The organism is Achromobacter sp. SX5 (assembly GCF_056711425.1).
On sequence record NZ_CM160041.1, the window covers coordinates 4,797,706 to 4,823,752 of the forward strand.

General features: G+C 69.4%; 24 protein-coding genes. 13 read left to right on the top strand and 11 right to left on the bottom strand.

What is annotated here, in order from left to right; translation table 11 throughout:
- Positions 1 to 134: 134 nt before the first annotated feature.
- Positions 135 to 1,901 carry a gamma-glutamyltransferase gene (gene ggt, locus AC1M14_RS22450; RefSeq protein WP_479730492.1) on the bottom strand — a complete coding sequence of 589 codons (1,767 nt, stop codon included), beginning with the start codon at positions 1,899 to 1,901 and terminating at the stop codon, positions 135 to 137.
- 110 nt (positions 1,902 to 2,011) lie between these two features.
- Here ggt and AC1M14_RS22455 point away from each other — a divergent pair, with 110 nt between their 5' ends.
- Positions 2,012 to 2,917 carry a LysR substrate-binding domain-containing protein gene (locus AC1M14_RS22455; protein ID WP_209166813.1) on the top strand — a complete coding sequence of 302 codons (906 nt, stop codon included), beginning with the start codon at positions 2,012 to 2,014 and terminating at the stop codon, positions 2,915 to 2,917.
- Positions 2,918 to 3,006: 89 nt separating this feature from the next.
- Here AC1M14_RS22455 and AC1M14_RS22460 read toward each other — a convergent pair whose 3' ends face one another.
- On the bottom strand, positions 3,007 to 3,990 hold the full coding sequence (locus AC1M14_RS22460) for a tripartite tricarboxylate transporter substrate binding protein BugE (protein WP_102775506.1): 984 nt from the start codon (positions 3,988 to 3,990) through the stop codon (positions 3,007 to 3,009).
- Between the two features lie 242 nt (positions 3,991 to 4,232).
- Here AC1M14_RS22460 and AC1M14_RS22465 point away from each other — a divergent pair, with 242 nt between their 5' ends.
- Positions 4,233 to 5,126 (top strand): AEC family transporter, encoded by an 894-nt coding sequence (locus AC1M14_RS22465; RefSeq protein ID WP_479730493.1) that lies wholly within the window; start codon positions 4,233 to 4,235, stop codon positions 5,124 to 5,126.
- A 131-nt stretch (positions 5,127 to 5,257) separates the two neighbouring features.
- Here the strand turns inward: AC1M14_RS22465 and fumC are convergent, their stop codons facing one another.
- Positions 5,258 to 6,643: a class II fumarate hydratase gene (gene fumC, locus AC1M14_RS22470; RefSeq protein WP_479730494.1), complete on the bottom strand. Its 1,386-nt coding sequence runs from the start codon at positions 6,641 to 6,643 to the stop codon at positions 5,258 to 5,260.
- A 162-nt stretch (positions 6,644 to 6,805) separates the two neighbouring features.
- Between fumC and tsaE the strand changes: the two genes are divergently transcribed.
- The gene (tsaE, locus tag AC1M14_RS22475) at positions 6,806 to 7,345 is read left to right on the top strand and encodes a tRNA (adenosine(37)-N6)-threonylcarbamoyltransferase complex ATPase subunit type 1 TsaE (protein ID WP_479730495.1); all 540 of its coding nucleotides are present in this window, start codon (positions 6,806 to 6,808) and stop codon (positions 7,343 to 7,345) included.
- A complete protein-coding gene (locus AC1M14_RS22480) occupies positions 7,273 to 8,658 on the top strand; it encodes an N-acetylmuramoyl-L-alanine amidase (RefSeq protein ID WP_146196949.1) in 1,386 nt (461 codons plus the stop codon). Before tsaE ends, AC1M14_RS22480 begins: the two co-directional genes overlap by 73 nt.
- Here AC1M14_RS22480 and AC1M14_RS22485 read toward each other — a convergent pair.
- Entirely contained in the window at positions 8,655 to 9,293 is a 639-nt protein-coding gene (locus tag AC1M14_RS22485; protein ID WP_102775648.1) for a VTT domain-containing protein, read from the bottom strand. The genes AC1M14_RS22480 and AC1M14_RS22485 overlap by 4 nt on opposite strands.
- A gap of 97 nt (positions 9,294 to 9,390) precedes the next feature.
- On the opposite strand from AC1M14_RS22485, the gene mutL reads away from it, so the two are divergent.
- Positions 9,391 to 11,310, top strand: coding sequence for a DNA mismatch repair endonuclease MutL (mutL, locus tag AC1M14_RS22490; RefSeq protein WP_102775503.1), 1,920 nt, complete (start codon positions 9,391 to 9,393; stop codon positions 11,308 to 11,310).
- 2 nt (positions 11,311 to 11,312) lie between these two features.
- Positions 11,313 to 12,275 (top strand): tRNA (adenosine(37)-N6)-dimethylallyltransferase MiaA, encoded by a 963-nt coding sequence (miaA, locus tag AC1M14_RS22495; protein WP_209166249.1) that lies wholly within the window; start codon positions 11,313 to 11,315, stop codon positions 12,273 to 12,275.
- A 74-nt stretch (positions 12,276 to 12,349) separates the two neighbouring features.
- Here the strand turns inward: miaA and purM are convergent, their stop codons facing one another.
- On the bottom strand, positions 12,350 to 13,399 hold the full coding sequence (purM, locus tag AC1M14_RS22500) for a phosphoribosylformylglycinamidine cyclo-ligase (protein WP_102775501.1): 1,050 nt from the start codon (positions 13,397 to 13,399) through the stop codon (positions 12,350 to 12,352).
- 290 nt (positions 13,400 to 13,689) lie between these two features.
- Between purM and hda the strand changes: the two genes are divergently transcribed.
- From hda to AC1M14_RS22520, 4 genes are read left to right on the top strand one after another with little or no spacing between them, the layout of a single operon-like run.
- Positions 13,690 to 14,391, top strand: coding sequence for a DnaA regulatory inactivator Hda (hda, locus tag AC1M14_RS22505; protein ID WP_102775500.1), 702 nt, complete (start codon positions 13,690 to 13,692; stop codon positions 14,389 to 14,391).
- The gene (locus AC1M14_RS22510; protein WP_102775499.1) at positions 14,388 to 15,086 is read left to right on the top strand and encodes an HAD family hydrolase; all 699 of its coding nucleotides are present in this window, start codon (positions 14,388 to 14,390) and stop codon (positions 15,084 to 15,086) included. Before hda ends, AC1M14_RS22510 begins: the two co-directional genes overlap by 4 nt.
- The gene (pcnB, locus tag AC1M14_RS22515) at positions 15,087 to 16,445 is read left to right on the top strand and encodes a polynucleotide adenylyltransferase PcnB (RefSeq protein WP_102775498.1); all 1,359 of its coding nucleotides are present in this window, start codon (positions 15,087 to 15,089) and stop codon (positions 16,443 to 16,445) included.
- Position 16,446: 1 nt separating this feature from the next.
- On the top strand, positions 16,447 to 16,932 hold the full coding sequence (locus AC1M14_RS22520; RefSeq protein WP_111826405.1) for a 2-amino-4-hydroxy-6-hydroxymethyldihydropteridine diphosphokinase: 486 nt from the start codon (positions 16,447 to 16,449) through the stop codon (positions 16,930 to 16,932).
- Between the two features lie 194 nt (positions 16,933 to 17,126).
- Here AC1M14_RS22520 and AC1M14_RS22525 read toward each other — a convergent pair whose 3' ends face one another.
- Genes AC1M14_RS22525 through AC1M14_RS22540 form a run of 4 tightly spaced genes read right to left on the bottom strand, consistent with a single transcriptional unit; the run spans position 17,127 to position 20,895 of the window.
- A complete protein-coding gene (locus AC1M14_RS22525; RefSeq protein WP_479730496.1) occupies positions 17,127 to 18,023 on the bottom strand; it encodes a sugar kinase in 897 nt (298 codons plus the stop codon).
- Between the two features lie 24 nt (positions 18,024 to 18,047).
- Complete coding sequence (locus tag AC1M14_RS22530; protein ID WP_111826404.1) at positions 18,048 to 18,878, bottom strand: HpcH/HpaI aldolase/citrate lyase family protein; 831 nt, start codon at positions 18,876 to 18,878, stop codon at positions 18,048 to 18,050.
- Entirely contained in the window at positions 18,875 to 20,068 is a 1,194-nt protein-coding gene (locus tag AC1M14_RS22535; RefSeq protein ID WP_479730497.1) for a CaiB/BaiF CoA transferase family protein, read from the bottom strand. Before AC1M14_RS22535 ends, AC1M14_RS22530 begins: the two co-directional genes overlap by 4 nt.
- Positions 20,065 to 20,895, bottom strand: a complete 831-nt coding sequence (locus AC1M14_RS22540; RefSeq protein ID WP_479730498.1) for an HTD2 family dehydratase — start codon at positions 20,893 to 20,895, stop codon at positions 20,065 to 20,067. Before AC1M14_RS22540 ends, AC1M14_RS22535 begins: the two co-directional genes overlap by 4 nt.
- A 131-nt stretch (positions 20,896 to 21,026) precedes the next feature.
- Between AC1M14_RS22540 and AC1M14_RS22545 the strand changes: the two genes are divergently transcribed.
- The gene (locus AC1M14_RS22545; RefSeq protein ID WP_102775493.1) at positions 21,027 to 21,920 is read left to right on the top strand and encodes a LysR family transcriptional regulator; all 894 of its coding nucleotides are present in this window, start codon (positions 21,027 to 21,029) and stop codon (positions 21,918 to 21,920) included.
- A gap of 19 nt (positions 21,921 to 21,939) precedes the next feature.
- On the opposite strand, the gene AC1M14_RS22550 is transcribed toward AC1M14_RS22545, so the two are convergent.
- Both AC1M14_RS22550 and AC1M14_RS22555 read right to left on the bottom strand, forming a co-directional pair.
- Complete coding sequence (locus tag AC1M14_RS22550; protein ID WP_102775492.1) at positions 21,940 to 23,052, bottom strand: acyl-CoA dehydrogenase family protein; 1,113 nt, start codon at positions 23,050 to 23,052, stop codon at positions 21,940 to 21,942.
- Between the two features lie 13 nt (positions 23,053 to 23,065).
- Positions 23,066 to 24,256 (bottom strand): acyl-CoA dehydrogenase family protein, encoded by a 1,191-nt coding sequence (locus AC1M14_RS22555; RefSeq protein ID WP_209166243.1) that lies wholly within the window; start codon positions 24,254 to 24,256, stop codon positions 23,066 to 23,068.
- 201 nt (positions 24,257 to 24,457) lie between these two features.
- On the opposite strand from AC1M14_RS22555, the gene AC1M14_RS22560 reads away from it, so the two are divergent.
- Positions 24,458 to 24,874 carry a Zn-ribbon domain-containing OB-fold protein gene (locus tag AC1M14_RS22560; protein ID WP_102775647.1) on the top strand — a complete coding sequence of 139 codons (417 nt, stop codon included), beginning with the start codon at positions 24,458 to 24,460 and terminating at the stop codon, positions 24,872 to 24,874.
- A complete protein-coding gene (locus AC1M14_RS22565; protein ID WP_479730499.1) occupies positions 24,871 to 26,043 on the top strand; it encodes a thiolase in 1,173 nt (390 codons plus the stop codon). The genes AC1M14_RS22560 and AC1M14_RS22565 overlap by 4 nt, the downstream gene beginning before the upstream one ends.
- Positions 26,044 to 26,047: the final 4 nt, after the last annotated feature.

Genomic DNA, 26,047 nt, shown 5'->3' on the forward strand with positions numbered 1-26,047 from the left:
GCGCGCAACCCATCGGGCGGCGAAAGCCGCCGATTTTCGTGGCAAGCATAAAAAATGGCGGCTCGCGCCGCCCGATGGGTTACGCGCGCTCGGAATTCGAATTTTTATTCATATAGTCTCGCGCTACACCCATCCTACCCTCCCGACGCCACGCCTTCGCGCCGCGGGTCCGCCCCGCCCTGCAGCCCCTCGGGCCCGATCACGATGCCGTGGATGCCGCTGGGAAACTCGGTGATGCGCACGGGATGCCCCATGCGTTCGAGCTCGGGCGCCAGCGCCTCCAGCGGCGTGCCTTTTTCGAGTTCGGTGTCCTTGTTGCGGCTGCCCATGTTGGGCAGGTCGATGGCGGCCTGGATGTCCAGGCCCCAGTCCAGCACGCCCACCACCGTCTTGGCGACGTAATTGATGATGGCGCTGCCGCCGGGCGAGCCCACCAGCAGGTACGGCTTGCCGTCGCGCAGCACGATCATGGGCGCCATCGAGCTGCGCGGGCGCTTGCCGGGTTCGATGCGGTTGGCCACGAGCCGGCCTTCGGGGTCCTGGTAGGACGAGGAAAAGTCCGTCATCTCGTTGTTCAGCAGAAAGCCGCGCACGAAGATCTTGCTGCCGAATTCGCTTTCGATGGTGGTCGTCATGCTGAGCGCGTTGCCCTTGGCGTCGACCGCCACCAGATGGCTGGTGGAGGGCAGCTCCAGCGCGTCGTCCTTGCCCAGCGACAGCAGCTTGCCTTCGGGGTCGCCGGGCAAGGCGACCTTCATGCTGCGGTCCGGCCGTATCAGCGCGCCGCGCGCGCGCAGGTAGGCGGGGTCCAGCAAGGCGTTCACGGGCACCTGCACGAAGGACGGGTCGGCCACGTAGAAATCGCGGTCGGCGAACGCCAGCCGGCCGGCCTCGGAGAAGTAATGCACCGCCTCCACGCTGCCCGGCGCGTAGCGGCCGATGGGGTATTGCTCGAGTTCGCCCAGCATCTGCAGCACGGCCAGCGGGCCGCTGCTGGGCGGCCCCATACCGCACAGCCGATAGCCGCGATAGGCGCCGCAGACGGGATCGCGCTTGACGGCGCGGTAGGCGGCCAGGTCGGCCTCGGTGAGGTCGCCGGGCACGGCATGGCCCTGCACCGCGGCGACGATGTCGCGCGCGATCTCGCCCTGGTAGAACGCGTCCGCGCCCTGCTGCGCCACCGCGCGCAGCGTGCGCGCGAATTCGGGATTCTTCAGCATGTGCCCGACCGGCCAGGGCGAGCCGTCGGGCGCGTAGAAATAGGCCGCGGCGGCCTGCTGCCTGGGCAGTTCCTTGTTGCCGGCCAGCAGCTTGTGCAGGCGCGGCGATACGGCGAAGCCCTGCTCGGCCAGCCGGATCGCCGGCTGGAACAGCTCGGCCCAGGGCAGCACGCCGTGCTCCCGGTGCGCCAGTTCCAGGCCGCGCAGCAGGCCCGGCACGGCCACCGCCATGCCGTTGTTGACCGACTGCGCGAACGGCAGCGGCTTGCCCGCGGCGTCGAGGAAGCGGTCGCGGCGGGCGGCCGCGGGCGCGGTCTCGCGGCTGTCGTAGGTCTGGATGGCGCCGCCGCCGGCCGTATACAGCACCATGAAGGCGCCGCCGCCGATGCCGGACGATTGCGGCTCGACCAGGTTCAGCACCAGCTGGGCCGCGATGGCCGCGTCCACCGCGCTGCCGCCGCGGCGCAGCATCTCGTCGCCGGCGCGCGTGGCCAGCGGATTGGCCGAGGCCATCATGAAATGCTTTGCGCGGGCCAGCTGGCGCGCCTGCGTGCCGCTGGCGGCTTCGGGATTGAGGTCTTCGGCCGCCTGGGGCGTGCGCGCCCAGGCGGAGGACATGGCGGTCGGAAGGGCCAGGACGGCGGCCAGCAGGATCGCTGCGGCGGGACCGGGTGCGCGCATGGGAAGCTCCTTGGTTCGCCGGCATGGCGGCAGGCGTCCATCATAGCAACGCGCCGCGCCGCCGTATCCGGCATAGAATCCGGTTTTTCATCGACTTTCCCGCCCGTGCCATGCGCCTGCGCCACATCGAGATTTTCGAAGCGATCCGCCGCACCGGTTCGCTGACCGAGGCCGCCGCCGCGCTGCACATTTCGCAGCCCGCGGCCAGCAAGCTGCTGGCGCACGCCGAGGCCCAGCTGGGCTTCAAGCTGTTCGAACGCGTCAAGGGCCGGCTGGTGGCCACGCGCGAGGCCGAGATCCTCACCCCCGAGGTCGCGCGCCTGAACCAGGACCTCAACAGCGTGCGCCGGCTGGCCGCCAGCCTGCGCGACCGCCCCCACGGCCATCTGCGCCTGGGCTGCGCGCCCGCGCTGGGCCTGGGGCTGCTGCCCGGCGTGGTGCGCGACAGCCGCGACGCGCAGCCCGGCATCACCTTCGACATCCACACCCATCACAGCGCCGAGCTGGTGCAAGGCCTGCTCACGCGCGAACTGGACCTGGCCATCACCTTCGACACCAACGACTATCCCGGCCTGACCCGCATGGGCCTGGGCCACACCGAGCTGGTGCACCTGAGCCGCAAGCCCGGCCGCGGGCCGTTGCGGCTGGCCGAGCTGTCCGACATGGCCGGCAATACGCTGATCGTGCTGGACGCGTGCGACGCCTCCGGCGCGCTGCTGCAGATGGCGCTGGACGCGCAGGGCCTGGACCCGCAGGTCGCCATCCAGGTGCAGACCCATTACGTGGGCTGCGCGCTGGTGGACGCCGGCTGCGGCGACGCCATCGTGGACGCGATCACCGCGCAGGCCATGCTGCGCCCCGGTATGCACCTGCGCCGGCTGGACCCGCCGCTGCGCGTGCCCATCAGCATCATGGTGCGCAACCAGGACCCCTTGTCGGCGCTGCACCGCGACCTGATCGACCGGCTCAAGGCCGGCTGCGCCGCGCGCCTGGCCGCGCTCGACGATATCGCCTGACGCGGGCGGGCCGCGCGCAAAATGCAACGGGCGCCCGAAGGCGCCCGTGATTCATGCAGCCGGGGCGGACAGCGCCGCCCCGCGCGCCATCAGTCCAGCTTGATGTTCTGCTTCTTCACGACGTCCTTCGCCCAGTCGTACTGCTCTTTGATTTCCTTGGCGAATTCCTCGGGCGTGTTGCCCGACGGGGCCGAGCCCTGGTCGTCCAGCGCCTTGATGACCTTGGGGTCCTTCAGGGCCACCACGGCGGCGTCGCGCAGCTTGTTCACGACGTCCATCGGCGTGCCCTTGGGCGCCAGCAGGCCGTACCAGACCGGCTGGTTCAGCACCGGGAAGCCGGCGTCCTTGAAGGTCGGCACGTCCTTGATGGCGGCGATGCGGTCCGGCCACGCGATGGCCATGGCGCGCAGCTTGCCGGCCTGGATCTGCGGCATCGACGACGGCAGGTTGTCGAAGATGATTTCGATCTGGCCGCCGACGGCGTCGGCCACGGCCGGGCCCGAACCCTTGTACGGCACGTGCACGATGTCCGTGCCGGTGGCCATCTTGAACGATTCGCCCATCAGGTGCAGCACGCCGCAGGTGCCCGAGCTGCCGTAGGAGTACTTGCCCGGGTTCTTCTTCAGCTCTTCCAGGAAGCCCTTGAAGTCCTTGGCGGGGAACTTCGGGTTCACGGCCACCACGTTGGCGGTGTTGGCGAAGTTGGTGACCGGCTGGAAATCCTTGATCGGATCGTAGGGCAGGTCATTGGGGCGGCAGGCGGGGTTGACGGCCATCGTCGACACGGTGGCGATCGACAGCGTGTAGCCGTCGGCATCGGCGCGCGCGGCTTCCGAAGCGCCGATGGCGCCGCCGGCGCCGCCCTTGTTTTCCACGACCATGGGCTGGCCCAGTTCCTGGCTCATGCGCTGCGTCACCAGGCGCGCGATGATGTCGGTGGAACCGCCAGGCGCGAACGGAACGATGACGCGGATCGGCTTGCTCGGGTATGCGTCGGCGGCGTGGGCGGCTGAAACGCCGAGGGCGCCGGCGGCCAGAGCGATGGCCGCAGCCAGGGAGCGGACGTTGTTCATAGAAGTGTTTCCTCCAATAATGCGAGCCCGTATGTGAACGGGACCCTGCGTGATGTGCCCGCCTGTAGACGGGTCAGCCATTGACTTAGACGGCGCGCGGCTAGGGTGCTGGTCGAATCGCACTGCTTTTGTTGGTTGCTTGTGGCACACGCGGCCGCCAGAATGTCGGAGAATAGCAGCAAATGCTTACAGTCGCATAGCGCGCCGCGGCGCGCTTGACGCCCATCAAATCGTACTCGCCCATGTCGGTAGCCCTCCTGGTTTTCCCTGATTTCATGCTGGTTGCGCTAGGTTGGGCGCTGCGTCACAAACTCGGTTTTTCGCGCGAATTCTTTGCCGGAACGGAACGGCTCGTCTACTTCGTGCTGTTCCCCGCGCTGCTGTTCCAATCCATCATCCGCACGCCCATCACGGCCGGCAACGCCGCCATGCTGCTGCAGGCCACGGCCGCCGTCATCGGCTCGGGCGTGGCGCTGTCGTGGCTGGCCGGGCTGGTGCTGCGGCCCTCGTCGCTGGCGCTGGCCTCGTCGGCGCAATGCGGCTATCGCTTCAATACCTATATCGGCCTGGCGCTGTCGGCCAGCCTGGGCGGCACGCAGGGCCAGACCGTCATGGCGCTGATCGTGGGCTTCGCGGTGCCCATGGCCAACCTCGCCGCGGTCTACGGACTGGCGCGCCACAGCGGCGGCAGCCTGCTGCGCGAACTGGCGCGCAATCCGCTGCTGGTCTCCACCCTGCTGGGACTGGCCTGTAATCTGGCCGGGCTGCAACTGCCCGGCCCGGTGGACACGGTGCTGGCCAGGCTGGGCGCGGCCGCCATCGCGCTGGGCATCATCTGCGTGGGCGCCAGCCTGTCCTGGGAAGGCGGCAAGAGCTATGGCGCGCTGATCGGCTGGATGCTGTCGGTCAAGCTGCTGGCGCTGCCCGCGATTGCGTGGCTGGTGGCGCGCCTGCTGGGTCTGCCGCCGCTAGAAGCCCGCATGCTGCTGCTGTTCGCGGCGCTGCCCACGGCCTCCGCGGCCTACGTGCTGGCCATGCGTATGGGCGGCGACGGCCGCATGGTCGCGGTGCTGATTTCGCTGGGAACGCTGTTCTCGGCGCTGTCGATCCCGTTGTGGCTGATGCTGACGGGCTGAAGAATCGCCCTCCGAAGCACGCCCTCCCCTGAACAGCCGCCCTCCCCCGACCCGGGTCGCGCGGATCCGGCTCCGCCGGTCCGCAGCGACGCCCCCCCAGGGGGGGAAGCGCGCAGCGCTTCGGGGGGGACCTATTTATTAGTCATAGCCGCCGGAACGACCCATTCCGCGAACTGCGCCTCGGTCAGATAACCCAGCGCCAGCGCCGACTCCTTCAAGGACAGGCCTTCCTTGTGGGCCTTCTTGGCGATCTGCGCGGCCTTGTCGTAGCCGATGTGCGGGTTGAGCGCCGTCACCAGCATCAGCGAACGGTCCACCAGTTCGGCGATGCGTTCGCGGTTGGGCTCGATGCCGGCGGCGCAATGCTGGTCGAAGCTGGCCATGCCGTCGGTCAGCAGGCGCACCGACTGCAGGAAGTTGTGGATCACCAGCGGCTTGTACACGTTGAGTTCGAAATTGCCGCTGGCCCCGCCGATGTTGATCGCCACGTCGTTGCCCATCACCTGCGCGGCGAGCATCGTGACGGCCTCGCACTGCGTGGGATTGACCTTGCCCGGCATGATGGAGCTGCCCGGCTCGTTCTCGGGAATGCTGATCTCTCCCAGGCCGGAACGCGGGCCGCTGGCCAGCCAGCGCACGTCGTTGGCGATCTTCATCAGGCCGGCCGCCAGCGACTTGAGCGCGCCGTGCGCGAACAGCAGCGCTTCGTGCGAGGCCAGCGCCTGGAATTTGTTGGGGGCCGACACGAAGGCCGTGCCGGTGGCGTGCGCCAGTTCGGCGGCCACCTTGGCGCTGAACTGCGGATGCGCGTTCAGCCCGGTGCCGACCGCGGTGCCGCCGATGGCGAGCTGGTGCAGGCCCGGCAGCGTGGCGCGGATCTGCTGCTCGGCCAGGTCGAGCTGGGCGACGTAGCCCGACAGTTCCTGGCCCAGGGTCAACGGCGTGGCGTCCTGCAGGTGGGTGCGGCCGATCTTGACGATGTCGTAGAAGGCCGCGCTCTTGGCGGCCAGCGTGGCGCGCAAGGCCTTCAGCGCGGGCAGCAGGTGGTGCTCGACCTGCACGGCGGCCGCCACGTGCATGGCGGTGGGGAAGGTGTCGTTGGACGACTGCCCGCGGTTGACGTGGTCGTTGGGGTGGACCTTGCGCTCTTCGCCGCGCACGCCGCCCAGCAGCTCGGAGGCGCGGTTGGCCAGCACCTCGTTCATGTTCATGTTGCTCTGCGTGCCCGAGCCGGTCTGCCAGACCGACAGCGGGAATTCATTGGGCCATTTGCCCGCGATCACCTCGTCGGCCGCGCGGACGATGCCGTCGGCGATCTTGGGATCGAGTTCGCCCAGGTCCGCGTTGACCTTGGCGGCCGCGCGCTTCAGGCGCGCCATGGCCTCGACCAGCGGGGCCGGCATTTTTTCGGTGGAAATCGCGAAGAAATGCAGCGAGCGCTGCGTCTGGGCTCCCCAGAGATGGTCTTCGGGCACCTCGATGGGGCCGAACGTGTCTTTTTCGATGCGGGTCTTCATGGCGCTTGCAACTCCGTGGCTACGTCGATCGCGGCCGGCTGCGGCGCGCCGGCCACGTAAAATTGAGAATGACAATCAATACTAGGTTAGCAGAAACCCGCATTCCTATAATTGCGCGTACCTTCGAGCTTTCTTCACTGTTTTTACCACTCGCCCCGCGCCATGTCCGCCCCTCTCTGCAGCCTGAACTTGCACCTGCCCTCCGAGGCCGCCACCGAGTCGCTGGCGCGCCAGCTCGCCCCCATGGTGTCCGGCCGCCAGGGCGGACCGGCGGGCGCCCATATCCACCTGCGCGGAGACCTCGGAGCCGGAAAAACGGCGTTCACACGGGCATTGTTGCGCGAATGCGGCATCACCGGCCGAATCAAAAGTCCGAGCTACGCCCTACTTGAATCCTATAAAGTTTCTAACTTATACTTCTATCACCTTGATTTTTATAGATTTAGTGATTCGCGCGAATGGTTGGACGCAGGATTCCGGGATTTGCTGCGTGACGACGCGGTCGTTTTGATCGAATGGCCTGAACGGGCGGAGGGTCTTTTACCCCCGCCCGACCTGCTGATTTCCCTGGCCTACGCCGGCGAGGGACGCGACGCAACCCTGACCGCGTACACCGCCCGAGGACAAACATGGTTGAACGCGATTGTCCCCCCGCCCCCAGCGGCGCCCTCCCCTCGGCAGGCGCCACCCGGCGCCGCCTGATCAGCGTCGCAGCCACCCTGCTCGTCCTGCCGGTCCTGCCGCGCCTGGCCCAGGCCGCGACCATCCTCGCCGTGCGGACCTGGCCGGCCGACGAATACACCCGGGTCACGCTCGAACTCGACAGCGAGCTCAAGGCCGAACAATTCACACTGGAAAACCCCCACCGCCTGGTGGTGGACATCGAAGGGCTGACCATCAGCGCCGCGCTGAACGACCTGATCTCCAAGGTGCGGCCGGACGATCCCTACATCCAGAGCCTGCGCGTGGCGCAGAACCGCCCCAACGTGGTGCGCCTGGTGTTCGACCTGAAGCAGCCCGTGGCGCCGCAGGTGTTCACCCTCAAGCCCGTGGCCGACTACCAGTACCGGCTGGTGCTGGACCTGTACCCGAAGATCGCCCAGGACCCGCTGATCGCCATCCTGAACAAGCAGAGCGGCCCCGACGTGGACGACCCGCTGGCGCGCATCCTCGAAGACATCCAGCGCAACCCGGTGACCCGCGCCGATCCGCCCGAACCGCCGCGCGTACCGGGCCAGCAGCCCGCCGCGCCCCTGCCCTCCACGCCCAAGCCGCCGCCGGCCACCGCCAGCCGCGGCAAGCAGCGCATGCTGACCATCGCGCTAGACCCGGGCCACGGCGGCGAGGACCCCGGCGCCATCGGCCGCAGCGGCCTGCGCGAGAAAGACGTGGTGCTGCGCATCGCCCGGCGCCTGAAGGCGCTGATCGACAGCCAGCCCTACATGCGCGCCTACCTGACGCGCGACGACGATTATTTCGTGCCGCTGCACGTGCGCGTGCAGAAGGCGCGACGGGTGCGCGCCGACCTGTTCATTTCGATCCACGCCGACGCCTGGGTCAAGCCCTCGGCCAACGGCTCCTCGGTGTTCGCGCTGTCGCAGCGCGGCGCCACCAGCGCCCAGGCGCGCTGGATGGCCGACAAGGAAAACGCGGCCGACCTGATCGGCGGCGTCAACCTGGGCGGCCACGACCGCCAGGTCGCCAAGGTGCTGCTGGACCTGTCCACCACCGCGCAGATCAACGATTCGCTCAAGGTCGGCAGCGCCTTCCTGGACGAAATCAAGAAGATCAACCGGTTGCACAAGAACAGCGTCGAACAGGCCGGCTTCGCGGTGCTGAAGGCGCCGGACATCCCCTCGGTGCTGGTCGAGACCGCCTTCATCAGCAACCCGCAGGAAGAAGCGCTGCTGCGCAGCGCCTCGCACCAGGACAAGCTGGCGCAGGCCATGATGACCGGCATCCAGCGGTATTTCACCGCCAACCCGCCGCTGGCGCGGCTGGGGGATGTGAGCTAGCTGCCCCGCCGGGCCTTGATCAGCTTGAACAGCCCGGCGCCCACCACCGGCACGATGGCCGCGGCCAGCCCGATCAGCACGATGGTGTTCAGGTGCTCGCGCACCAGCGGGATGTTGCCGAAGAAATAGCCCGCGGCCACCAGGCTCACCACCCACAGCAGCGCGCCCAGGATGTTGAACATCTGGAAGCGCGCCAGCGACATGTCGGCCACGCCGGCCACGAAGGGCGCGAAGGTGCGCACGACCGGGATGAAGCGCGACATCACGATGGTCTTGCCGCCGTGCTTTTCATAGAACGCGTGCGTGCGCATCAGCGCGCCGCGGTCCAGGAAACGCAGGTTCATCGAGAACACTCTCGGCCCGATATAGCGGCCGATCGTGTAGTTGACGGTATTGCCGATGATGGCCGCGGCGATCAGCAGCGCCGCCATCAGGAAGGGATCGATGTGGCCGGTGGCGCCGAACGCCCCGGCGATGAAGAGCAGCGAATCCCCGGGCAGGAAGGGCAGGACCACCAGCCCCGTCTCCGCGAAGACGATCAGGAACAGCACCAGGTACACCCACACGCCGTATTGCTCGACCCAGACGCCCAGCGTCTGGTCGATGTGGAGCACCATATTGAAAAATTCGAGCATCAAGCCAACCTTGAGGTGGGAACGTGTCAGCGACTATAGCCCAGGCATCCATGACGCTAAAATCGTCCGCATAGCCATGCCAGAAATATCCAGCCACATGACCGACCGCCGTTCCATTCTTGCGCTTCCCGACCTGCTGATCAGCCAGATCGCTGCCGGCGAGGTCATCGAGCGGCCCGCTTCCGTGCTCAAGGAAATCCTCGAGAACGCGATCGACGCGGGCGGGCGCGCGATCGAAGTGCGGCTCGAAGGCGGCGGCATCCGCCGCATCGCCGTCACGGACGACGGCGGCGGCATCCCGCCCGAGGAACTGCCGCTGGCGCTGGCGCGCCACGCCACCAGCAAGATCCGCTCGCTCGACGAGCTGGAGTCGGTGGCTTCCATGGGGTTTCGCGGCGAGGCCCTGGCCTCGATCGCGTCGGTGGCGCAGGTAAGCATCATTTCCCGCACCCGCGACGGCGAGCACGCCTGGCAGATCGACGCCGGCAGCATGCAGGTCAGCCCCGCCTCGGGCCCGCCCGGCACCACGGTGGACGTGCGCCAGCTGTTCGACGCCGTGCCGGCCCGCCGCAAGTTCCTGCGTTCCGAGGCCACGGAGTTCGGCCATTGCGTCGACGCGATGGAGCGCATCGCGCTGGCGCACCCGCAGATCGCGTTCCGCCTGTTCCACCACGACCGCGCGCAGCGCCAATGGCTGCCGGCCGAGCCGCCGCAGCGCATCCGCGACGTACTGGGCGCCGAGTTCGCCGAGCACGGCCTGCTGCTGTCGCACTCGGTGGGCAATGTCAGCCTGGCCGGCATGATCACCCGCCCCACCGCCGCGCGCGCCCGGGCCGACCGCCAGTACCTGTACGTCAACGGCCGCTACGTGCGCGACCGCACCGTCAGCCACGCGCTGCGCGCGGCCTACGCGGACGTGCTGCACGGCGACCGCCAGCCGGCCTACGTGCTGTTCCTGGACATCGATCCGGCCGCGGTCGACGTCAACGTCCACCCCGCCAAGCACGAGGTGCGCTTCCGCGACAGCGGCGCGGTGCATCGCTTCGTGTCCCATGCCGTCGGCCAGACGCTGGCGCAGACCGGCGGCTCGTCGGCGGTGACGCCAAACGAGCCGGACGACGCCGGCTTCGAGACGCAGGCCGTTGCGCCGCCGGCTTCGACCCCGGCCCCCGCGCCCCGTCCCGCCGAGCCCGCCAGGCCGTCCCACGACGGCGGCGCCGCGGCATCCTACGGCTTGCGACCCTCGCCCGCGCCGCAACGCCCGCACACCCAGGTCCCGTTCCGGCTGCACGCCGAGCCCGCCGGCATACCGGCGGCTGACTGGAAATCGCTCTACCGCCCGCTGGACGACGGCATGGCTCCCAAGGCCCAGACCCTGCGCGAGCCCGCTCCGGCAGCGGCGGCGCCGGCCGCGCCCCTGCCCGCCGACGAAGAGCATCCGCTGGGCATGGCGCTGGGGCAGTTGCACGGCATCTACATCCTGGCGCAGAACCGCCGCGGCATGGTGCTGGTGGACATGCACGCCGCCCACGAACGCGTGGTCTACGAACAGCTCAAGCAGGCCCTGGACGCGCGCAGCCTGCCGCGCCAGGACCTGCTGGTGCCGGTGGTGTTCCACGCCCAGGAAAAGGACGTGGCGCTGGTCGAGGAGTTCGAAGCGCAGCTCGATGAACTCGGCTTCGAACTGCGTCCGTCGGGCCCCACCTCGATCGCGGTGCGCAGCGTGCCGGCGCTGCTGGCGCGCGGCGACATCGAAACCCTGGCGCGCGCCGTGCTGCGCGACCTGGGCGCGGTGGGCGTGTCGCGCCTGCTGACCGAACAGCGCAACGAGCTGCTGGCCACCATGGCCTGCCACGGCTCGGTGCGCGCCAACCGCAAGCTCACGCTCGAAGAAATGAACGCGCTGCTGCGCCAGATGGAAGCGACCGAACGCGCAGACCAGTGCAACCACGGCCGCCCCACCTGGGTGCAGTGGTCGGTGTCCGACCTGGACAAACTCTTCCTGCGCGGGCAATAGCCTTGTCTTCCGCTTCCCTTTCCCATCCGGCGCCGCCGGTGATCTGCCTGGCCGGCCCCACCGCGGCCGGCAAGAGCGCGTCCACGCTGGCGCTGGCGCGGCGCTGGCCGCTGGAAATCGTCAACGTGGACTCGGCCACCATCTATCGCGGCATGGACATCGGCACGGCCAAGCCCTCGCCGGCCGAACAGGCCCTGGTGCCGCAGCACCTGCTGGACATCCGCGATCCGGCCCAGTCGTACTCGGCGGCCGAGTTCGTGGCCGACGCGCAGCGTCTGATCGACGAGATCCGCGCGCGCGGCCGCATTCCGCTTCTGGCCGGCGGCACCATGATGTACTACAAGGCCCTGCGCGACGGCCTGGACGACCTGCCCCGGGCCGATCCGGCGCTGCGCGCCGAACTCGAGGCGCGCGCGGCGCAGCAAGGCTGGCCGGCGCTGCATGCCGAACTGGCGCGGCTCGACCCGGCCACCGCGGCGCGGCTGGCGCCCAACGACAGCCAGCGCATCCAGCGCGCGCTCGAGGTCTGCATGCTTTCGGGCCAGCCCATGTCCGCCCTGCTGCTGCGCGGCCAGCGCCAGCCCGATGAGGGCGCCCACCGCTATCTCACCATCAGCCTGGAACCCTCGGACCGCGCCGCGCTGCATGCGCGCATCGCGCAGCGCTTCGACGCCATGCTGGAACAGGGCCTGCTCGACGAGGTGCGCGGCCTGCACGCCAGGGCCGACCTGCATCCGGGCCTGCCTTCCGTGCGCTGCGTGGGCTACCGGCAGATGTGGGCGCACCTGGACGGCGAGATCGACCTGGACGCCGCGCGCGAACAGGGCATCGCCGCCACGCGCCAGCTGGCCAAGCGCCAGATCACCTGGCTGCGCGCCCAACCCGGGCGCGTCATCGTGGACTGCCTGGCGGCCGACGCCGTGGCGCGGACCATAGACGCGGTGGCGGCCGTCCTGCCGCACTGACGGTCGGCCGGGACGAAAAAAAACCGCAAGCCCCTCATCGGGCCTTGCGGTTTTCTTTCCGCGAAAGACGGCGGTCAGACGACGAAGGTCTGCGCCATGCCTTCCTGCTGCTCGACGATTTCGCCCAGCGTGCTGACGGTTTCGCCCTGCTCGCGCAGCGTGGCGGCGATGGCTTCGGCCTGGGCCGGGTCCACCACCAGCACCATGCCGATGCCGCAGTTGAACACGCGGTACATCTCGGTGTCTTCGACGCCGCCCTGCTGCTGCAGCCACTGGAACAGCTTGGGCATTTCCCAGTTGGCGCGGTGCAGCCTGGCCGACAGGCCGGGCTGCAGGATGCGCGGCACGTTGTCCAGCAGGCCGCCGCCGGTGATGTGGGCCAGGCCCTTGATGGCGGCGCCGTGCTTGGCCAGCGCGGCCAGCACCTGCTTGACGTAGATGCGGGTCGGGGCCATGACCACGTCGGCCAGCGGCTGGCCGTGGAAATCGTCGTCGGGCTTGGCGTTGGCGCGTTCCAGGATCTTGCGCAGCAGCGAGTAGCCGTTGGAGTGCGCGCCGCTGGACGCCAGGCCCAGGACCACGTCGCCGGCCTTGATGGTCTTGCCGGTGATGATGGCCGATTTTTCGACCGCGCCCACGGCAAAGCCGGCCAGGTCGTACTCGCCGTCGGGGTACATGCCCGGCATTTCGGCGGTCTCGCCGCCGATCAGCGCGCAGCCCGACAGTTCGCAGCCCTTGGCGATACCGCCCACCACCGCCGCCGCCGTGTCCACCGAGAGCTTGCCGCAGCCGAAGTAATCCAGGAAGAACAGCGGCTCGGCGCCCTGCACCAGGATGTCGTTGACGCTCATGGCGACCAGGTCGATGCCCACGGTGTCGTGGCGGTTCCAGTCGAACGCCAGGCGCAGCTTGGTGCCCACGCCGTCGGTGCCCGAGACCAGCACCGGCTCCTTGAAGGTCTTGGGCACTTCGAACAAGCCGCCGAAGCCGCCGATACCGGCCAGCACTCCGGCACGCATGGTGCGGGCCGCAAGCGGTTTGATACGGTCGACCAGGGCGTCGCCTGCGTCGATATCGACACCGGCGTCGCGGTAGGTCAGAGGGGCGGTAGGTTGATTCGTCATGTGAAATGCCGTGGGGTATGTAACAATTGCTGGGATTTGGGTGGAACGCCCTGCATTTTACGATGTTGCGGGCCCGGGCAGCGATAAGCCGCCCGGGGCGCCGGGAACGCGCGCCGGCAGGCCCTTTCCGGCCGGCGCGACACCGCTGCCCCAGGTGGTTTAAAGTGTAGGGTTCGCCGGACCCGTTTTTTGGCTTTTCGGCCCCGGTGACGCGCTACCCGGCCAGTCGCTCGCGGAAATCCCGCCATGTGGACCGCCCGCTTTCGCAAAAGCCTGATTGATAAGCTCTCATGAACCGCCAGCTGCTGCTCGACGTTCTTCCCGCGCCAGCGCCATCGCTGAACAACTATATTGCCGGCCCCAACGGCGAAGCGCTCGCCGCCGTGCGCGCGCTCGCGCCCGGCCGCGCCCTGTACATCTGGGGCGCCGCGGGCTGCGGCCGCAGCCACCTGCTGCGCGCCCTGACCGCGCGCCGGGACGCCGTCTACATCGACGCCCCCACCGGCGAAAACATGCTGCGCCGCCTGGCCGAGGCCGATTCCAAGTCGCCCATGCCCAAGTTCGTGGCCGTCGACGACGTGCACCGCATGGACGACAGCCGCCAGGCGGCGCTGTTCGCGCTGTACAACCGCTGGCGCGAATCCGCGGCCACCGGCCGCGCCTTCGCGCTGGCGCTGGCCGGCGACCGCGCTCCGCTGTCCATGCCGCTGCGCGAGGACCTGCGCACGCGCCTGGGCTGGGACCTGGTCTTCCGCCTCGATCCGCTTTCCGACGCCGACAAGCTGGCGGCCCTGTCGGCCAAGGCCGCCGAGCGCGGCATGCAGCTGGCGCCGGAAATCATCAACTGGATGCTCACGCACCACGAACGCGACATCCGCAAGCTGACGGCGCTGCTCGACGCGCTGGACCGCTATTCCCTGGCCACCGGCCGTCCCATCACCCTGCCCCTGCTGCGCGCCATGCTCGCAGACCCTGATTCGCAACCCAAATGACCTCCCGACGTCTCGCCCTGTTCGACCTGGATCACACCCTGTTGCCGCTCGACAGCGACTATCAATGGGCCGACTATCTGGCACGCACGGGCCGCGCGGGCGATCCCGACGCCGCCCGCCGCCGCAACGACGACCTGATGGACCGCTACAACCGCGGCGAACTCACCGCCGAACAGGCCGCCGAGTTCATGCTCGGGTTGCTGGCCGCGCACGCGCCCTACGACCTGGCCGCCTGGCACGAGTCCTTCATGAACGAGGTGATCCGCCCGTCCATGACGCCGGCGGCGCGCGAGCTGGTGCAATCGCACCTGGAAGCCGGCGACCTGTGCGCGGTCGTCACCGCCACCAACAGCTTCGTCACCGCGCCCATCGCGCGCGCCTTCGGCGTGCCCCACCTGGTGGCCACCGACGCGGAATACCTGCACGGGCGCTACACCGGCCGCATCCTCGGCATCCCCAGTTTCAAGGAAGGCAAGGTCCTGCGCGTCAACCACTGGCTGGCCGGCATGGACCTGGGACTTGCGGATTTCTCCGAATCGTTCTTCTATAGCGATTCGGTAAACGATGTTCCGCTGCTCGAGAAAGTCACCCGTCCGATCGCCGCCAACCCCAGCCCCACCCTGCGCAAGATCGCGCAGGAACGCGGCTGGCAAGTGATCGACTTGTTCGACCACATGGAAGATGCGAAGTCCTAAATGATCACAGAAACCATAAAAAAATTCGTCGGCCGACTGTTCGCGCCGGCTCCCCGGGGACCCCAGCGCATCGCACGCGACAAGCACGGCATCGACCGCCGCAACGTGTCGCGCCACGCCATCAAGGTCTGCGAGGTCCTGCGCCAGCATGGCTATGAGGCCTATATCGTCGGCGGCGCCGTGCGCGACCTGATCGTGGGCCTGGAACCCAAGGACTTCGACGTCGCCACCAACGCCACGCCCGAGCAGATCCGGCCGCTGTTTCGCCGCGCCCGCATCATCGGCCGCCGCTTCCAGCTGGTGCACGTGGTGTTCGGCCAGGAGATCATCGAGACCTCCACCTTCCGCGCGCCCGCCTCGGAAGACCAGGAGACCGACGAGCACGGCCGCATCCTGCGCGACAACGTGTTCGGCACCCAGGAAGAAGACGCCAAGCGCCGCGACTTCACCATGAATGCGCTGTACTACGACCCGCATACCGAGGAAGTCATCGACTACCACAACGGCGTGGCCGACCTGAAGAAGCGCCAGATCCGCATCATCGGCGATCCGGCCCGGCGCTACCGCGAAGACCCGGTGCGCATGCTGCGCGCGGTGCGCTTCGCCGCCAAGCTCAACGGCTCCATCGACCCGGCCACGCGCGAACCCATCGGCACGATGGCCGACCTGATCGAGAACGTGCCGGCCTCGCGCCTGTTCGACGAAATGCTCAAGCTGCTGACCTGCGGCCATGCCATGGACTGCCTGCGCCAACTGCGCGCCGACGGCCTGCACAAAGGCCTGCTGCCGCTGCTGGACGTGGTGCTGGAGCAGCCCGGCGGCGAGCATTTCGTGGAACTGGCGCTGGAACGCACCGACGCGCGCGTGCGCGCGGGCAAGACCATCAGCCCCAGCTTCCTGTTCGCCGCGCTGCTGTGGCAGCAGGTGGACGTGCGCTGGAAGCAGCTGCGCGCCCAGGGCGAGCACACCATACCGGCGCTGTCGCAGGCGGCCGACTCGGTGCTCGACGAACAGACCGAGAAGCTCGCGATCCAACGCCGCTTTTCCTCGGACATGCGCGAGATCTGGTTCATGCAGCCGCGTTTCGAGCGCCGCATGGGCAAGAGCATTTTCCGCATGATCGAGCAGCCGCGCTTCCGCGCGGCCTGCGACTTCCTGCAGCTGCGCGCCGCCGCCGGCGAGTTCGACAGCGTGCTGGCGCAATGGTGGATGGACCTGGCCAACGCCGACGACGTGGCCCGCGCCGAAATGATCGAAGAAGTCGCGCGCCAGCCGCGCGACGCCGGCGACGCCCCGGCCCCGCGCAAGCGCCGCCGCCCGCGCCGTTCCGGCCCGCGCAGCGCGCCCAGCGCCGGCTGACATGGCGACCGCCCCCGCGCGCGCCTACGTCGGCCTGGGCGCCAACCTGGGCGACGGCGCGGCCACGCTGCGCCAGGTGCTGGCCGAGCTGCGCGACACCGAAGGCGTGCTGGCGGTGACGGCTTCGCCGTTCTACCGCAGCGCGCCGGTGGAAGCGACCGGCCCGGACTTCGTCAACGCGGTCGCGGCGCTGGACACGCGCCTGGCCCCGCTGGCGCTGCTGGATGCGCTGCAGGCGCTGGAAAACCGCCACGGCCGCCAGCGCCCCTACAAGAACGCGCCGCGCACGCTGGACCTGGACCTGCTGCTGTACGGCGACACCGCCATGGCGCACGAGCGCCTGTCCCTGCCCCATCCCCGCATGCACCAGCGCGCCTTCGTGCTGCTGCCGCTGCGCGACCTGGCCCCCGACCTGACGCTGCAAGGCAGGCGCCTGGACGACTGGCTCGGCGAAATCCACGACCAGGCGATAGCGCGGGTTGCGTAGGATGGGTGCAGCGCGAGAATCCTTAAGCAAGAACGCATATCTCAACCGCGCGTAACCCATCAGGCGGCGCAAGCCGCCGATTTTCGTGGCAAGAGGCCAGTTCTTTTCACCAGGAGAATGCCGGCTTGCGCCGGCCGATGGGTTACGCGCGCTCGAGACTTGAGTTCTTATTCAGACAATCGCGCGCTACACCCTCACGCCTTCGGCGCAAAACGCATCATCGCCCGCTCCACGTCCTCGACCCGCGGCAGGCCCGCCTCGTTGCCCAGGTGCTGGATCTTGTGGGCGGACGCGGCGCGCGCGAAGGTGAAGTGTTCCGCCCAGGGCTGTTCGGGCCGGTTCAGATAGGACCAGACATAGGCGCCGTGGAACACGTCGCCCGCTCCCGAGGTGTCGACGATGCGCGCGGCGGGCACGTCCAGCGGGGGCAGCGTGGCCACCGTGCCGCTCTCGTCGTACCAGAGCATGCCGCGTTCGCCCATCGTCACGGCGCCGATGCGGCAGCCGCGCGCCTTGAGCAGGTCCAGCATTTCCTGCGGCGACAGGCCGAGCTGTTCGCACATGCGCTCGGCGCAGACCGCCACGTCGATGTAGCGCAGCAGTTCATCGGTGTTCTCGCGCACGCCGCCGCCGTCCAGCGAGGTCAGCACGCCCGCCTCGCGGCAGGCGCGCGCGTAGTGCAGCGCGGCATCGGGCTGGTGGCCGTCCAGGTGCAGGGCGCGGTAGCCGCCGATGTCCAGGCGCGGAAAATCGTTCAGGTATTCCGTGTCGCGGGCGCGCACGATGGCCCGCTTGCCGCCGTTGGGCATGATGAACGACAGCGACGAGCGCCGCACCTGGCGCGCGTGCACCGACACGCCATGCGCCGCCGCCATGTCGCTGTACATGTGGCCCAGCCAGTCGGGCGCCAACGTGCAGATCAGGTCGGGCGGCATGCCCAGGCGCGCGCAGGCGAACGCGGCCGTGACGGCGTTGCCGCCGAAGGACACGGCGTAGTCGCGCGCCACGCTCTTCTCGTCGCCGCTGGGCCAATGGTCGGCCAGCACGGTGACGTCGATGTAGGTATGTCCGATGAAGAGCGCTTCTCGCATGGGGCCGCCGGAAAGAGCTGCCGGCTAGGCGCCGGATTCCCCCGCCTGCGCCAGCACCACGCGGGCGCGCGCGACGACGGGGGCGTCGACCATCCTGCCGTCCAGCATGAAGGTGCCGGCGGCGGTATCGCGGTGCGCGGCGACGACGCGGCGCGCCCAGTCCAGCTCATCGGGCGCCGGCACGAAGGCCGCATGAATGATGCCGACCTGCGTCGGATGAATGCACAGCATGCCGCCGAACCCCATCTGCTGTGCGCGGCCGGCGGCCTGGGCCAGCCCGGCCTGGTCCTGCACGCCGGGGAACACGCCGTCCAGCGCCGGCGCCAGGCCGGCGGCGCGGGTGTGCAGCAGCACCTGCACGCGCGCCTGGTCCAGCACCGCCGCGGCGCCCGGCGTGTCGGGCGCCAGCCCCAGATCCAGCCCGTAGTCCAGGCTGCCGAAGGCCAGCCGCGCCACGCCGGGCGTGGCCGCGACCTCGGCGGCGTTGAGTATGCCCTGGGCGGTTTCCAGCAGCGGGATCACCGGCAGCCCGGTCTGGGCCACGTGGCGCACCTGCGCCAGGCTTTCGGCCTTGGGCAGCAGGATGCCGGCCACGCCGGCCTTGCCGCGGCAGGCCTTGAGATCGTCGTCGTGCCAGGGTGTGGAGGCGTCGTTGATCCGCACCCACAGCCGCACGCCCGGATGCGTGCCCAGGAAATCGCAGAGCGCTTCGCGGGCCGCGTCCTTGGCCAGGTGCTCGACCGCGTCTTCCAGGTCGACGATGACGGTATCGGCGCCTGCGGCCAGCGCCTTGGGAATGCGCTCGGCCCGCGAGGCGGGCACGAACAGCGCGCTACGGACGACAGGATGGGTCACACGACCTCCGAGGCATGGAATTGCGCCACTTGTTCGGGCGCGTATCCCAAGGATGCTAGCACCGCATCCGTGTTTTGGCCTACCGCCGGCACGGCGCCCATGCGCGGCGCGAACGCGCTGCTGCTGGCCGGCGGCAGCAGCGCCGGCAGCTCGCCGGCCGGGCTGTCGACGCGGCTCCAGCGCGCGCGCGCCTGCAACTGCGGATGGGCCCAGACGCCGGCCATGTCGTTGACGCGGGCGTTGGCGATCTGCGCGTCCTCCAGCCGCTGGGTCACCTGCTCGATGGACAGGTCGGCGAAGGCCGCCACGATCAGCGCGCGCAGGTCCGCGCGGTTCGCGGTGCGCAGCGAATTCGAGGTAAAGCGCGGGTCTTCCGCCAGTTCGGCCTGGCGCAGCACCTGGGCGCAGAACACGCGCCATTCGCGGTCGTTCTGCACGCCCAGCATGATGGTGGCGCCGCCGCCCACCGGGAACGGCCCGTAGGGATAGATCGAGGCGTGCGAGGCGCCGGCGCGCACCGGCGGCGAGCCGCCCTCGAACGCGTAGTACATCGGGAAGCCCATCCACTCGACCATGCTCTCCAGCATGGACACGTCCAGGCGGCTGCCCAGGCCGGTCTTCTGGCGCAGCAGCAGCGCATTCAGGATGGCCGAATAGGCATACATGCCGGCGGCGATGTCGGCGATGGAGCTGCCCGCCTTGACCGGATCTTCCTGGGTGCCGGTCACCGACAGGAAACCGCTTTCGCTCTGGATCAGCAGGTCGTAGGCCTTCTTGTCCTGGTAGGGGCCGCCCTCGCCGTAGCCGGAAATATCGCAGACGATCAGGCGCGGATACTTCCGGTGCAGGGTTTCGAACGACAGCCCCAGGCGCGCGGCCGCGCCGGGCGCGAGGTTCTGCACCAGCACGTCGGCCGAGGCCAGCAGGCGCTCCATGATGCCGCCGGCTTCCTCGCGCTTGAGATCCAGCGTCAGGCTTTCCTTGGAGCGGTTGGTCCAGACGAAGTGCGAGGACAGGCCGCGCACGCGTTCGTCGTAGCCGCGCGCGAAGTCGCCGCTGCCGGGGCGCTCGATCTTGATGACGCGCGCGCCCATGTCCGCCAGCTGGCGGGTGCAGAAAGGCGCGGCGATGGCGTGTTCCAGGCTGACGACGGTGATGCCGTCCAGCGGACGGGGAGCCTGATTGCTCATTCGGAAAACCTCAGTTCGGCTTGGTGGGCCAGGGTGCCGTCCTGCTCGGCCCAGAGCTGGGCCACGCCCGGCTCGGTCAAGCGGCCGGCCGCCTGGAAGGGCCTGGGCGCGATCAGCGGGCGCAGGCCGCGGTACGAAAGATGGGTCAAGCGCGCCTTGGGATGGGCGCGCACGAAGGCCGCGACCATTTCCGTGGCGATGAGCGGGCCGTGCACGACCAGGCCCGGATAGCCTTCCGTGCCGGTCACGTAGGGATGGTCGTAATGGATGCGGTGGCCGTTGAAGGTCACCGCCGAATAGCGGAACAGCAGCACCGAGGACGGCTCGACCGTGTCGCGCCATTGCGCCTCGGGCGCCGGCTCGCTGCCCGTCAGCTTGGGCGGCGTGGGCTGGCGGTAGACGATGTCCTGCTCTTCGTGGATGGCGATCTCGCCGGCCTGGTGGTAGTCGTGGCTCACCGTCACGAACAGCAGCGCGCCGGTGCGGCCGGTCTTTTCCTTGACGTCGATGACGCGCGACACCCGCTCGGCCGGCACGCCGACCTTCAGCGGCTGGCGGAATTCCACGCGCCCGCCGGCCCACATACGGTTGCGGTCGTGGGCCGGCGGCAGAAAGCCGCCGCGCGCCGGATGTCCATCCGTCCCCAATCCGTCCATGCCTACCGTGCTGATGAAAAACGCCCATTGCCACAGCGGCGGCAAGGCCTCGCCCTGGCCCGGCGCGGGCGCGCCCAGGGTGGCCGCGATGCGCGCGGCGTGGCCGGGGTCCATGGCGTCCGCCATGCGTTCGCCGCTGCCGATCCAGGCGGTCGGATCATTAGTCGTCATTCCCATGTCCTCTGGTGGGTTTTTTCACAGCCTGAAGCATGCCCGCAAGCCGTTCCCGTTGTGAATTCGTTTTTCCTCAAGGCGGGGTTTGCGGCGCCTGAATCGGCCCCGCCCGCCGTAATATATGGCCCATGCACTTCGACCTCGCCGACCTCCGCCTGTTCATCCACATCGCCGAATCCCCCAGCCTGACCCAGGCCGCCAAGCGGGCGCACCTGTCCCTGGCGGCGGTCAGCGTGCGGATCAAGGCGCTTGAAAACCAGCTGAACACCCGGCTGCTGTACCGCGACAGCCGCGGCGTGGAGATCACGCCCGCCGGCCAGAAGCTGCTGCAGCACGCCCGGGTCATCATGCGCCAGGTGGACCACCTGAAGCACGACTTCCAGGAACAGGCCGACGGCGACGCGGGCCACATCCGCATCTTCGCCAATACCACGGCGGTCACCGAGTTCATGCCGGACATCCTGGCGCAATTCCTGTCGGTCCATCCCGGCGTCACGGTGGACCTGCAGGAACGGCTGACGCGCGACATCGTGCGCGGCGTGCTCGACGGCACCACCGACCTGGGCATCGTGGCCGGGCCGGTCGACGCGCCCGAACTGCAGACCATCCACTTCAGCACCGACCGACTGGTGGTGGTGGTGCCCAACGGCCATCCCCTGCAGGACCAGGAAAGAATCAAGCTGGTCGACGCCGTGCGCTATCCGTTCGTGACCATGCACGAAGGCTCCACGCTGGTGGCGTTCCTGCGCGACCAGCTCGAACGGGTCGGGCAGCGCCTGCCGCAGCGCATCCAGCTGTACAGCTTCGATTCGATCTGCCGGATGGTGCAGGCGGGCGTGGGCATCGGCGTCATCCCCGATTCCGCCGCGCGCCGTTACGGCGCGGACATGAAGCTGCGCGTGCTGGAGCTGGACGAGCCCTGGGTCGTGCGCGAGCGCAAGCTGCTGGTGCGCGACATCGACGCCCTGCCCGGCTGCGCGCGCGAACTGATCGAGCAGATCCAGGCGCCGCGCGCGGCCTGAAGGCCGCGCCGGCGACGCATCAGGCCAGCGCCTCCAGCACGGCCAGCTGTTCGGCGGTGTCGCCCAGCAGCTGGTCCACCATCGTCAGGCGCTTGAAGTAGTCGCCCACCTCCAGCTCGTCCGTCATGCCCATGCCGCCGTGCAGCTGCACCGCCATCTGCGCCACCTGGCGGCCGGCGCGCGCGGCCTCCAGCTTGGCCGAGGCGATCATGCGCCGGCGCTGCGCGGCGTCGGGCTCGGTCAGGGCCGCCACCGCCACGTAGGCCATGGACAGGGCCAGTTCCTTGGCCACCAGCATCTCGGCCAGGCGGTGCTGCAGGGCCTGGAACGAGGCCAGCGGCTGGCCGAACTGCTTGCGGGTCTTCAGGTAATCGACCGTGATCTCCAGCAGCCGCTCCATGGCGCCCGCCGCATGGGCGCACAAGGCCGCCGTGCCCCATTGCAGCGCCAGCGCCAGGGCCTGCTGCGCCGCCTCGCCGCGCGCCAGCAGGGCCTCGGACGGCACCCGCACGCCATCCATATCAAGCCGGGCGCAGCGCGCGCCGTCCAGCGTGGGCGTGTCCGTGACGCGCACCCCGCCGGCATCGGCCGGCACCGCCAGCAGCAGCGGCGTTCCGTCGGCGGCGCGCGCGCTCACCAGCCAGGCCGAGGCGGCCGCGCCGTGCCAGACCAGGTGCTTGGCGCCGTCCAGCCGCCAGCCGTCGGCGGCCTCGACAGCGCGGCAGTCCTGCGGATCGGTGTCGTAGCGGCGGCCCGGCTCCTGGTAGGCCACGCTGACGATGGCCTCGCCCGCCGCGATCGGCGGCAGCCAGCGCGCCTGCGCCGCCTCGCCGCAGGCCCCGATCAGCGCCGCGCCCATGACGGCGCTGGGGATGACGGGTTCGGACACCAGCCCGCGCCCCAGCTCCAGGTGCACCGGCAGCAGGCTGGCCGGCACTTCGCCGAAGCCGCCGAAATCCTGGGAAATGTTCAGGCCCAGCACGCCCAGCTCGGCCAGCGCGCCCCAGGCCTGCGGATCCAGCGCGCCGGCGGCCTGCCGGGCGCGGCGCTGGGGAAAGGTCCATGCCTGGTCCACCAGGCGGCGCAGGCTGTCGGCCAGCATGCGCTGTTCTTCGGTATAGATGAAGTCCATGCGTCGCGTTCCTCTAGAGGCCCAGCACCTGGCGGGCGATGATGCCTTTCTGCACCTCGGTGGTGCCGCCGTAGATGGAAGTCTTGCGCATGTCGGCATAGCCCGCGCCCGCCGCCGCGGCCATCTCGGGACCGGGGCCGTGATATTCCGATTCGGCGATCATCCAGTCCGGGTCGTAGGGCCAGGCGTCCGGCCCCGCCACTTCCATCTGCAGCATGGCCAGGTCCTGCTGGATTTCGGAGCCGCGTATCTTCAGCACCGAGGCCTCCGGGCCGGGCGAGCCGTCGTTGCTGGAGGCGACCCGCAGCAGCAGCATCTCCAGCGCCATGATGTCCACCTCGATGCGCGAGATGCGGTCGCGCATGCGGCTGTCCGACAGCAGCGGACGTCCATGGGAGCGGGCGTTTTCCGCCATGCGCTTGAGCACGCCCAGTTCCCGGTGGCAGTGGCCCAGCCCCGCGATGCCGGTGCGCTCATGGCCCAGCAGGTATTTGGCGTAGGTCCAGCCCTGGTTCTCCTCGCCCACCAGGTTGGCCGCGGGCACGCGCACGTTCTCCAGCCACACTTCGTTGACGTCGTGGCCGCCGTCCAGCGTGCGGATCGGCCGCACGGTGACGCCCGGGGAGCCCATGTCCAGCAGCAGCATGGAAATGCCGCGCTGCGCGCGCGCCTCGGGATCGGTGCGCACCAGGCAGAACATCCAGTCCGCATACTGCGCCAGCGTGGTCCAGGTCTTCTGGCCGTTGACCACGTAATCGTCGCCGTCGCGCACGGCGCGCGTCTTCAGCGAGGCCAGGTCGGAGCCCGAACCCGGCTCCGAATAGCCCTGGCACCACCAGTCCTCGACTCGGGGGATGCGCGGCAGGAAGCGGGCCTGCAGCGCGGGGCTGCCGTACTTCATCAGCACCGGACCGATCATCGACAGCCCGAACGGCAGCAGGCGCGGCGCCCCCGCCTTGAAGCACTCCACCTCGAAAATCAGGCGCTGCAAGGCGTTCCAGCCGGTGCCGCCGTGTTCGACGGGCCAGCTCGGCGCGCCCCAGCCCTGGTCGGCCAGGATGTTGTGCCAGCGCACGTAATCGTCGCGTTCCAGCCGTTGGTGCCGCAGCACCTTGTCGCGGATGTCCACCGGCAGCTTGGCCTCGGCGAAGGCGCGCACCTCCTCGCGGAATCGACGCTCTTGCGGCGTCCAGGTCAGGTTCATGGTCTACCTCCTTTGCCGCTATCTAGCCACGGCCCGGCCACGGCGGCAATCTGCCTGTGCCGAAGCCCGGCTTCGGGCGGGACGTAGGGCGGCGGACTCTACGGGCCGGCAAAAGCCCAGCTTCAGCAATGAAGAATGGCCCTGCGCCGCGCCTGTGCCGACACTATGGGCCTGTCCACACCAGAAGAGTCCCATCGCATCATGACCGTTGCCGATATCCCGGAAACCGCGCCCCAGGGCGCCGAGGCGCAATACCGCCAGGCGCTGGACCAGGGCCGCTTCCTCATCCAGCGCTGCGCCGGCTGCGAGCGCGCCGTGTTCTATCCCCGCATGATCTGCCCGCATTGCGGCGCGGGCGCGCTGGACTGGGTCGCGCCCGACGGGCGCGGCACCGTCTACGCCACCACCGTGGTGCGGCGCAAGCCCGAAGCCGGCGGCGACTACAACGTGGCCCTGGTGGACCTGCAGGAAGGCGTCCGGATGATGAGCCGGGTGGAGGGCGTGGCGCCCGAGGCCGTGCGGATCGGCATGGCGGTGCGCGCCCAGGTGGCGCAGCAGGACGGGCGCGGCCTGGTGGTGTTCGTGCCCGCATCCACTGCCAATCGGGAGGCGCAATGACACTCGACGATCTGCGCGGCGCCGTGGCGGTGGCCGGCGTGGGCCACGCCGGCCTGGGACAGGCGAACGGCTTCACCGAAATGGAAATCCTGGTGCAGGCCGCGCAGCGCGCGGTGGCCGACGCCGGGCTCTCGATGCGCGACATCGACGGCATCTGCACCGCCAGCGTGGCCGCGCCGATGTGGGCCATGCCCGTCATCGAGCACCTGGGCATCCGGCCCAGCTTCATCGACAGCACCATGCTGGGCGGCTCCAGCTTCGTCGCGCACCTGCTGCCGGCGCTGCACGCGCTGGCCTCGGGCCAGTGCAACGCGGTGCTGGTCTGCTACGGCAGCACCCAGCGCACGTCCACGCTGAGCCGCGCCGAGATCGGCCGGGTCCGCAAGCAGTTCGACCCGCAGCCCTACGAGACGCCCTACGACCCGCTCAGCCCGCTGTCTTCCTATGCGCTGGCCGCCTCGCGCCACATGCACCAGTACGGCACGCGCCGCGAGCACCTGGCGCAGGTGGCGCTGGCGGCCAACCAATGGGCGCAGCTGAATCCGGAGGCGCAGCTGCGCGAGCCGGCCACGCTGGAGCAGATCCTGGCCGCGCGCATGGTGTCCGACCCCTTGAGCGTGCGCGACTGCTGCCTGGTGACCGACGGCGCCGGCGCCTACGTGCTGGTGCGCGCCGACCGCGCGCGCGACCTGCCGCGCCCGCCGGTCTACGTGCTGGGCAACGCCACGGCGGTCTGGAACCGCCAGATCTCGTCCATGGAGGACCTGACGGTCACGGCCGCCACCGAATCGGGCCGGCGCGCCTTCGAGATGGCGCGGCTTGCGCCGGCCGACATCGACGTGGTCGAGCTCTACGACGCCTTCACCATCAACACCCTGCTGTTCCTGGAAGACCTGGGCTTCTGCGCCAAGGGGGAAAGCAAGGACTTCATCGCCGACGGCGCCATCGCCCCGGGCGGGCGGCTGCCGGTGAACACCAACGGCGGCGGGCTGTGCTGCGTGCATCCCGGCATGTACGGCGTGTTCATCATGATCGAGGCGGTGCGGCAGTTGCGCGGCGAATGCGGCGCGCGCCAGGTCGGCGGCGCGCAGCTGGCGCTGGTGCATGGCAACGGCGGCACGCTGTCGAGCCAGTCCACCGCCATCCTGGGCACCCAGGCCACGCTTTGAACGA

Excerpts from the sequence above, each read along its gene's own strand:
- tsaE (WP_479730495.1), top strand. The coding sequence starts at position 6,806 with ATGTCCGCCCCTCTCTGCAGCCTGAACTTGCACCTGCCCTCCGAGGCC.
- AC1M14_RS22455 (WP_209166813.1), top strand. The coding sequence starts at position 2,012 with ATGCGCCTGCGCCACATCGAGATTTTCGAAGCGATCCGCCGCACCGGT.
- AC1M14_RS22510 (WP_102775499.1), top strand. The coding sequence starts at position 14,388 with ATGACCTCCCGACGTCTCGCCCTGTTCGACCTGGATCACACCCTGTTG.
- AC1M14_RS22480 (WP_146196949.1), top strand. The coding sequence starts at position 7,273 with ATGGTTGAACGCGATTGTCCCCCCGCCCCCAGCGGCGCCCTCCCCTCG.
- AC1M14_RS22565 (WP_479730499.1), top strand. The coding sequence starts at position 24,871 with ATGACACTCGACGATCTGCGCGGCGCCGTGGCGGTGGCCGGCGTGGGC.
- purM (WP_102775501.1), bottom strand. The coding sequence starts at position 13,399 with ATGACGAATCAACCTACCGCCCCTCTGACCTACCGCGACGCCGGTGTC.
- hda (WP_102775500.1), top strand. The coding sequence starts at position 13,690 with ATGAACCGCCAGCTGCTGCTCGACGTTCTTCCCGCGCCAGCGCCATCG.
- mutL (WP_102775503.1), top strand. The coding sequence starts at position 9,391 with ATGACCGACCGCCGTTCCATTCTTGCGCTTCCCGACCTGCTGATCAGC.
- AC1M14_RS22460 (WP_102775506.1), bottom strand. The coding sequence starts at position 3,990 with ATGAACAACGTCCGCTCCCTGGCTGCGGCCATCGCTCTGGCCGCCGGC.
- AC1M14_RS22520 (WP_111826405.1), top strand. The coding sequence starts at position 16,447 with ATGGCGACCGCCCCCGCGCGCGCCTACGTCGGCCTGGGCGCCAACCTG.
- AC1M14_RS22555 (WP_209166243.1), bottom strand. The coding sequence starts at position 24,256 with ATGAACCTGACCTGGACGCCGCAAGAGCGTCGATTCCGCGAGGAGGTG.
- AC1M14_RS22465 (WP_479730493.1), top strand. The coding sequence starts at position 4,233 with ATGTCGGTAGCCCTCCTGGTTTTCCCTGATTTCATGCTGGTTGCGCTA.
- AC1M14_RS22525 (WP_479730496.1), bottom strand. The coding sequence starts at position 18,023 with ATGCGAGAAGCGCTCTTCATCGGACATACCTACATCGACGTCACCGTG.
- AC1M14_RS22535 (WP_479730497.1), bottom strand. The coding sequence starts at position 20,068 with ATGAGCAATCAGGCTCCCCGTCCGCTGGACGGCATCACCGTCGTCAGC.
- ggt (WP_479730492.1), bottom strand. The coding sequence starts at position 1,901 with ATGCGCGCACCCGGTCCCGCCGCAGCGATCCTGCTGGCCGCCGTCCTG.
- AC1M14_RS22545 (WP_102775493.1), top strand. The coding sequence starts at position 21,027 with ATGCACTTCGACCTCGCCGACCTCCGCCTGTTCATCCACATCGCCGAA.
- AC1M14_RS22540 (WP_479730498.1), bottom strand. The coding sequence starts at position 20,895 with ATGACGACTAATGATCCGACCGCCTGGATCGGCAGCGGCGAACGCATG.
- AC1M14_RS22485 (WP_102775648.1), bottom strand. The coding sequence starts at position 9,293 with ATGCTCGAATTTTTCAATATGGTGCTCCACATCGACCAGACGCTGGGC.
- fumC (WP_479730494.1), bottom strand. The coding sequence starts at position 6,643 with ATGAAGACCCGCATCGAAAAAGACACGTTCGGCCCCATCGAGGTGCCC.
- AC1M14_RS22550 (WP_102775492.1), bottom strand. The coding sequence starts at position 23,052 with ATGGACTTCATCTATACCGAAGAACAGCGCATGCTGGCCGACAGCCTG.
- pcnB (WP_102775498.1), top strand. The coding sequence starts at position 15,087 with ATGATCACAGAAACCATAAAAAAATTCGTCGGCCGACTGTTCGCGCCG.
- AC1M14_RS22560 (WP_102775647.1), top strand. The coding sequence starts at position 24,458 with ATGACCGTTGCCGATATCCCGGAAACCGCGCCCCAGGGCGCCGAGGCG.